Source organism: Streptomyces ossamyceticus, from assembly GCF_001418475.1.
Taxonomy (GTDB): Bacteria; Actinomycetota; Actinomycetes; order Streptomycetales; family Streptomycetaceae; genus Streptomyces; species Streptomyces ossamyceticus.
On the sequence record NZ_LIQX01000440.1, the window covers coordinates 1 to 7128 of the forward strand.

At 70.8% G+C, this 7128-nt stretch carries 7 protein-coding genes; 4 read left to right on the forward strand and 3 right to left on the reverse strand.

Features of this window, described 5'->3' with window-relative positions:
* A partial coding sequence (locus tag AOK15_RS28750) for a cystathionine beta-synthase (protein ID WP_055521265.1) occupies positions 1 to 1284 on the reverse strand: 1284 nt, incomplete at its 3' end.
* A 158-nt stretch (positions 1285 to 1442) separates the two neighbouring features.
* Here AOK15_RS28750 and AOK15_RS28755 point away from each other — a divergent pair.
* The 3 genes from AOK15_RS28755 (at position 1443) to AOK15_RS28765 (ending at position 5192) form a co-directional block, all read left to right on the forward strand.
* A complete protein-coding gene (locus AOK15_RS28755) occupies positions 1443 to 2531 on the forward strand; it encodes an SGNH/GDSL hydrolase family protein (protein ID WP_205632249.1) in 1089 nt (362 codons plus the stop codon).
* 376 nt (positions 2532 to 2907) lie between these two features.
* Positions 2908 to 4128: an acetyl-CoA C-acetyltransferase gene (locus AOK15_RS28760; RefSeq protein ID WP_055521266.1), complete on the forward strand. Its 1221-nt coding sequence runs from the start codon at positions 2908 to 2910 to the stop codon at positions 4126 to 4128.
* A gap of 281 nt (positions 4129 to 4409) precedes the next feature.
* Entirely contained in the window at positions 4410 to 5192 is a 783-nt protein-coding gene (locus AOK15_RS28765) for a hypothetical protein (RefSeq protein ID WP_055521267.1), read from the forward strand.
* A gap of 27 nt (positions 5193 to 5219) precedes the next feature.
* Here AOK15_RS28765 and AOK15_RS28770 read toward each other — a convergent pair whose 3' ends face one another.
* Positions 5220 to 5531, reverse strand: coding sequence for a hypothetical protein (locus AOK15_RS28770; RefSeq protein ID WP_185093704.1), 312 nt, complete (start codon positions 5529 to 5531; stop codon positions 5220 to 5222).
* A gap of 103 nt (positions 5532 to 5634) precedes the next feature.
* Between AOK15_RS28770 and AOK15_RS28775 the strand changes: the two genes are divergently transcribed.
* Complete coding sequence (locus tag AOK15_RS28775) at positions 5635 to 5865, forward strand: DUF4287 domain-containing protein (RefSeq protein WP_009338122.1); 231 nt, start codon at positions 5635 to 5637, stop codon at positions 5863 to 5865.
* 119 nt (positions 5866 to 5984) lie between these two features.
* Here the strand turns inward: AOK15_RS28775 and AOK15_RS28780 are convergent, their stop codons facing one another.
* On the reverse strand, positions 5985 to 6866 hold the full coding sequence (locus AOK15_RS28780; protein WP_055521268.1) for a Bax inhibitor-1/YccA family protein: 882 nt from the start codon (positions 6864 to 6866) through the stop codon (positions 5985 to 5987).
* Between the last annotated feature and the right edge of the window lie 262 nt (positions 6867 to 7128).

Here is a 7128-nt window from a genome sequence, read left to right on the forward strand (position 1 = left end):
GGACATCAGGTCGCCGACCGGCTCACCGGAACCGACCTGCGGCAGCGGCGCCGACATGTGCTTCTCCAGCGGGTCGTCGAGCGAGGCCCGCTGGGTGAACAGCGCGTCGAGCAGCTCTCGTTCGACGACGGACCCCACGACCTCGGCGGCCATGACGTCCGGGTGCCCGGCACCCGGCTTCACGATCGGCATCTGGGAGACGCCGTACTCGCGCAGCACCTCGATCGCCTGACCGACCGTCTCGTCCGGGTGCATGTGGACGAGGGAGGGGATGTGGCCGCCCTCCTTGTGGGTGAGGACGTCGGCGACGCGGGCGCTCGGACCCTCGTCCTCCAGGAAGCCGTAGTCGGCCATCCACTCGTCGTTGAAGATCTTGCTGAGGTAGCCGCGCCCGCTGTCCGGGAGCAGCACGACGACGACGTCGTCCGGGCCGAGCCGCTCGGCGACGCGCAGCGCGGCGACGACCGCCATGCCGCAGGAGCCGCCCACCAGGAGCCCCTCCTCCTTGGCCAGCCGCCGGGTCATCTGGAACGAGTCCTTGTCGGACACGGCCACGATCTCGTCGGCGACGGTCCGGTCGTACGCCGTCGGCCAGAAGTCCTCCCCGACGCCCTCGACCAGGTACGGCCGCCCCGACCCGCCGGAGTACACGGAGCCCTCGGGGTCGGCGCCGACGACCTGGACGCGGCCGTCGCTCGCCTCCTTGAGGTAGCGCCCGGTGCCGGAGATGGTCCCGCCGGTGCCGACGCCGGCCACGAAGTGGGTGATGCGCCCCTCCGTCTGCTCCCACAGCTCGGGGCCGGTCGAGTGGTAGTGGGACTCGGGATTGTTGGGGTTGGAGTACTGGTCCGGCTTCCAGGCGCCGGGCGTCTCGCGCACCAGCCGGTCGGAGACGTTGTAGTACGAGTCGGGGTGCTCGGGGTCGACGGCCGTGGGGCAGACCACGACCTCGGCGCCGTACGCGCGCAGCACGTTGATCTTGTCGGTGCTCACCTTGTCGGGGCACACGAAGATGCATTTGTACCCCTTCTGCTGGGCGACGATCGCCAGGCCGACGCCCGTGTTGCCGCTGGTCGGCTCGACGATGGTGCCGCCGGGCTTCAGCTCTCCGCTCTTCTCCGCCGCCTCGATCATGCGCAGGGCGATGCGGTCCTTCACGGACCCGCCGGGATTGAAGTACTCAACCTTGGCCAGGACGGTCGCCTGGATGCCCTCGGTCACGCTGTTGAGCCTCACGAGCGGGGTGTTGCCGACGAGGCTGATCATCGAGTCGTGGAATTGCACCGTTGTCTCCGGAGCCGCAAAAGTGATGGTCGTGATGTCACGCCAGCCTAAGCCCCGCCCCTCTTGATCTCCTCACTGTTCACCGCCCGCAGGGATTGGCCGAGGGCCGCTTCGGGGCAATGAGTGGTTGTACGGCTACGAGGAGGTGGCGGCGACGCATGTCGAGCATGTCCAGAGCGAGGGTGGCCCGGCGCATCGCGGCGGGCGCGGCGTACGGCGGCGGCGGCATCGGACTGGTCGGTGCGGCGGCCGTCGGCGTGCTGCTGGCCGAGGTGCGGATGGCCAAGCGGGCCGTCGGCAACGGCAACAGTCCGCATCCGCCGAGCGCGGAGGGCCTCTACGGCCGTTCCTACGGCAGTCGGTACGGCCGCCCGTTCGGCCCGTTCGCCCCGCACTACGGCACGAACGGCCCCTCCGAGGACCCGCCGATCCGTCTGGTCATGCTGGGTGACTCCACCGCCGCGGGCCAGGGCGTCCACCGGGCCCGGCAGACACCGGGCGCGCTCCTCGCCTCGGGGCTCGCGGCGGTGGCGGAGCACCCCGTGGAGCTGCGGAACGTCGCGCTGCCGGGCGCCCAGTCGGACGACCTGGACCGTCAGGTCGCGCTGGCCCTGGAGGACCCGGCCCGCGTCCCCGACGTCTGCGTGATCATGATCGGCGCGAACGACGTGACCCACCGCATGCCGCCGACCCGCTCGGTGCGGCACCTGTCGGCCGCGGTACGCCGGCTGCGCACGGCCGGCGCGGAGGTCGTCGTCGGCACGTGCCCCGACCTCGGCACGATCGAGCCCGTGCAGCAGCCCCTGCGCTGGCTCGCCCGACGGGCGTCCCGGCAGCTGGCGGCCGCCCAGACGATCGGCGTCGTCGAACAGGGCGGCCGCACGGTGTCGCTGGGCGACCTGCTGGGCCCCGAGTTCGAGGCGAACCCGCGGGAGCTGTTCGGCCCCGACAACTACCACCCCTCGGCGGAGGGGTACGCGACGGCGGCGATGGCCGTCCTGCCGACCATGTGCGCGGCGCTCAACCTGTGGCCCGCGGAGGAGGAGCGCCCCGACGTCTCCCGCCGCGAGGGCTTCCTGCCGGTCGCCCGTGCGGCCGCCGAGGCGGCGTCCGAGGCCGGCACGGAGGTGACGGCGGCGATGCCGACGGGGCCGCGGGGTCCGTGGGCCCTCCTGAAGCGCCGCCGGCGCCGGAGGGTGTCGGCGACGGACCCGGCCCCCACGACTGCGGCCGAGCCGTCCGCGTAGCGCCGGGCGCCCGATAGCTCGGGGGCGCGCCGTTCGTTGGCGGCTGCGGGTGGGTGGGAGTTGGTCGCGCAGTTCCCCGCGCCCCTGAAGGCTTGGGCCTGCGGCCCTGCCTTCAGATGAAAAGCCCGAGGGCGCAGCCCTCGGCTTTTCAGGGGCGCGGGGAACTGCGCGAGAAACCACGAACCACCCGCACCCGCCAACGAACGGCGCACCCCCGGGCTACCAGGCACCCCCACCCAAAAAGCAAGCGCTTAGAAAAGTGCGGTCGGAGTCACACCTCGATGCCCGTGACCTCGACCGTACGTACGGGTAACTTCCCCCACAGCCCTGCCCCCGCGCGACCGGGGGGCACCGTCTGTACGCCAATGGAGCCGTGATGCCCGAAGCCGTGATCGTCTCAGCCGCCCGCTCCCCCATCGGCCGCGCCTTCAAGGGCTCGCTCAAGGACCTGCGCCCCGACGACCTGACCGCCACCATCATCCAGGCGGCCCTGGACAAGATCCCGGCGCTGGACCCCAAGGACATCGACGACCTGATGCTCGGCTGTGGCCTGCCCGGCGGTGAGCAGGGCCACAACCTCGGCCGGATCGTCGCCGTACAGATGGGCATGGACCACCTGCCGGGCTGCACGGTCACCCGTTACTGCTCCTCCTCGCTGCAGACCTCCCGCATGGCCCTGCACGCCATCAAGGCCGGCGAGGGCGACGTCTTCATCTCGGCCGGCGTCGAGATGGTGTCCCGCAGCGTGAAGGGCACCAGCGACGGCATGCCCGACACCCACAACCCGGTCTTCGCCGAGGCCGAGGCCCGTACGGAGGCCGTGTCGAAGTCGGTCGGCGCCTCCTGGCACGACCCGCGTGAGGACGGCCTGCTCCCCGACGCGTACATCTCGATGGGCCAGACCGCCGAGAACCTGGCCCGTTCCTGGGGTGTGACCCGCGAGGACATGGACGAGTTCGGTGTCCGTTCGCAGAACCTCGCCGAGGAAGCCATCAAGAAGGGCTTCTGGGAGCGCGAGATCACCCCGGTGACGCTGCCCGACGGCACCGTGGTCAGCAAGGACGACGGCCCCCGCGCCGGCGTCACCCTGGAGGCCGTGCAGGGCCTGAAGCCCGTCTTCCGCGAGGACGGCCTGGTCACCGCCGGCAACTGCTGCCCGCTCAACGACGGCGCCGCCGCCCTCGTGATCATGTCCGACACGAAGGCCCGCGAGCTGGGCCTGACCCCGCTCGCCCGGATCGTCTCGACCGGCGTCTCCGGCCTGTCCCCCGAGATCATGGGCTACGGCCCGGTGGAGGCCTCCAAGCAGGCCCTCTCCCGTGCCGGCCTGACCATCGGCGACATCGACCTCGTCGAGATCAACGAGGCCTTCGCCGCCCAGGTGATCCCCTCGTACCGCGACCTGGGCATCCCGCTGGAGAAGCTGAACGTGAACGGCGGCGCCATCGCCGTCGGCCACCCCTTCGGCATGACCGGCGCCCGCATCACCGGCACGCTGATCAACTCCCTCCAGTTCCACGACAAGCAGTTCGGCCTGGAGACGATGTGCGTCGGCGGCGGCCAGGGCATGGCGATGGTCATCGAGCGCCTCAGCTGACCCTCTGCCGTAGCCGCACGGGAACCGACCGTGACGCTGTGGCCCGGAGTTCCGGAATCCCCGGAGCTCCGGGCCATTTTGTGATCCAATCTCCCCCAGGATGTGACCTATCTCCCCCCGGAGAGCGATTTACGCAGGTCAGAGCCGTTTCGCCACGAAACACCCGGGCAAAGTCCTGCCCCTTTCGTGACGTTACGCACTGACAGCTGGTTAGTCCGCCCTTCAAGCTGATGTAGGAAGTCGGGGGTCGACTTTGAACCGGGAGTACGTCAGTGAGCGCCATGCCGATCGCCTTGCTGCTCACCACGGCCGCCACCGCCGCCGTGGGCGTCGCCGTCCTGCGCAGCCTCACCGGCCTGCGCCGTCAGGTCGCCGCTCTGCGCAAGGAACTGGCCGAGAGCCGTCCCGCCGGTGCGCGGGCCGTCGTGCCGGCCGCCCGTGCGGCCGCGGACACGGAGGAGATACGCGCCGCCGTGGCCGAGGCGCTCGCCGAGGAGCGGGAGCGTGAGCTGGCCGAGGCGCGGGCGTTCTGGGCCGCCCAGGAGGCCCGTGACGCCTCCGACGCGCCCTCCCTGCTGGGTCTGCCCGACAGTGAGCTGTTCCTGCCCCGGCAGTCCGATTTCGCGGGCCTGGAGCACCTGGAGCCGGTGACCGAGCCGAGCCTGGAGGGCGACGAGTTCTCCGGGGAGTCGGCGGAGCTGGCCGCGGCCCGCCGCCGCCACCCCTCGCACCCCGACTTCGTGCCGGTGCAGTCCCCGGTCACCAACGACCACGAGCGCACCGTCGCCTGTCTGGAGGACCTCGCCGCCTCCCGCACCGAGCTGGCCGACGTCCGTCCTGGCCCCCTCGGCACCCTCGACGTGTACGTCTTCGCCGACGGCACCACCCTGTGCATGACCCCCGGTCACCGGGAGACCGCCGAGCGTCTCGCCAAGGCCCTCCAGGGCGGTGACACGCCGGTCCTCCTGGGCGGCTCGGGCGTCTCGGGCGCGTACACCCTCACGTTCGAGTGCGGGGACGACATGGTCTACATCCTGGCGGACCGGGTCATCGCCTCCCTGTAGGCGACCGGTGACGGGTGCCCGGCGGGATCACACACCCGCCCTCTTCTGGGCCTCCTCCACCAGCGCCACCGCCTCCGCCAGCCCGGCCTCGTCGGCCAGCACGAGCGCGAGATCGTTCCCGGCGACCATCACCTGATCCGCCGCGGCGAACATTCCCGCGTCCGGCATCTCCCGAGGCGCCTGATCGGGCGCCTCCAGCCGCTGGGCACGCAGTGCCAATTCCCTGGCCAGCCCCAGTGCCTCCGCCGCGCCACCCCGTTGCAGCCGACTCTGCGGCGCGGCCCGCAACCGGTCGGCGAAATGGTCCACGGCACGGGTCAACGGCGTCGTATCAAGCACGCCGCGAGCGTACGCGCAGGAGCCGGACTGTTGCCAACACGCCGCCACTCAGGCAACGTGACCTGAAGGACCGGCTTACATTTCCTTTCGTCCGGAGGCGCCGATGTCCCAAGTCTTCTCCGAGGAGACCCATCGCAATCTGCTCGCCCGCATCCCCCATTGCACCGGTCGTGAAGTCTCCGACTGGCTGCGCAAAGTCGATGAAGGCCCCGCTCTCTTCAACTTCGAGGAGAAGGTCAGCTGGCTCCGGCACGAGTACGACCTCGCGTACGGCCACGCCAAAGCGATCGTTCATGAGTACGACCTGAGGAGGGCCGCGAGGAAGCTCCGCTGAGGGCGCCCAGACACCACGAAGGGCCCCCCGACCGTGAGGTCCGGGGGCCCTTCGCCTTGCTGCGGGAGGGCCGGCGCGGGGCCTGCCCTGCGGGAGACGGGCGCGGGGCCCGCCCCCTGCTAGTCGTCGCCGCTGAAGATGGCGACCAGGCGGAGCATCTCGATGTAGATCCACACGAGGGTCATGGTGAGGCCGAACGCGGCCAGCCAGGACTCCTCACGCGGGGCGCCGTACGCGATGCCGTCCTCGATCTGCTTGAAGTCGAGGGTCAGGAAGAACGCGCCGAGCAGGATCGCGAAGATGCCGACGATCGCACCGAGCGGGCCCATGCTGCGCAGACCGCCGTCGGGGGCGACCCCGAAGACGACCAGCAGCAGGTTGACCGCCATCACCAGGATGAACGCGATCGCGATGGTCAGACCGATACGGGCGTACCGCGCGGTGACCCGGATCCACCCGGCCTTGTAGACCAGCAGAGTGGCGCCGGAGACGGCCATCGTGCCGAGCACCGCCTGGAAGGGCGCGCCGTCCCACTGGCTGTTGAACATCTCGCTGATCACGCCGAGGAACACGCCCTCGAAGGCGGCGTACGCGAGGATCAGCGCGGGCGAGGCCTTGCGCTTGAAGGACTGCACCATCGCCAGGACGAACGCGATCAGCGCGGCACCGACGGCCAGGCCGTAGCTGGTGGGCGAGACCGGCAGGAGGGCCCAGGCGAGGACGGCGCCGACGATGACGGTGCCGAGGGTGAGGCCCGTGCGCATGACGACGTCGTCCATCGTCATACGGCCGGCGGTGACCGGGGCCTGCGGCGGGGCGCCGTGCTGCAGGTCCTGCTGGGCGTACGGGTTCGTCGCGTAGGGGTTGGCGCCCTGCTGGGCGTACGGGTTGCCCTGGGTGCCGACAGCTGCTCCCCCGGCCTGCGGCGCGGTGTTGAAGCCCGCGTAGCCGTTGTCGCGGCTGAACCCCCGTCGCGAGAAGACCGGGTTGCTGCTCCTCATTTCACTCCTCCATGGCCACCCTGCGTGGCCTTGGCTCAAGAGTAATAGGTAGGCAAAGGGATTGACTCTAGTGCTCAGGGAGGATCTTTCCCCTGCCGTGTCATCGAACACGCTACGCGTCTCCCTGATTCCCCGCCCCGGCCGCCCCAACCCCTGACCAAGCCGCTACCGGCTCGCGACCATTCGGAGATCAACCGGGCGGTGCGGGCGGCCGTCGAGACGGACTCCACCGCTCCTGCGGGCACGCGGGTGGCGGGGCGGG

Coding starts and splice junctions, on each gene's coding strand:
- AOK15_RS28765 (WP_055521267.1), top strand. CDS start 4,410: ATGCCGATCGCCTTGCTGCTCACCACGGCCGCCACCGCCGCCGTGGGC.
- AOK15_RS28755 (WP_205632249.1), top strand. CDS start 1,443: ATGTCGAGCATGTCCAGAGCGAGGGTGGCCCGGCGCATCGCGGCGGGC.
- AOK15_RS28760 (WP_055521266.1), top strand. CDS start 2,908: ATGCCCGAAGCCGTGATCGTCTCAGCCGCCCGCTCCCCCATCGGCCGC.
- AOK15_RS28775 (WP_009338122.1), top strand. CDS start 5,635: ATGTCCCAAGTCTTCTCCGAGGAGACCCATCGCAATCTGCTCGCCCGC.
- AOK15_RS28780 (WP_055521268.1), bottom strand. CDS start 6,866: ATGAGGAGCAGCAACCCGGTCTTCTCGCGACGGGGGTTCAGCCGCGAC.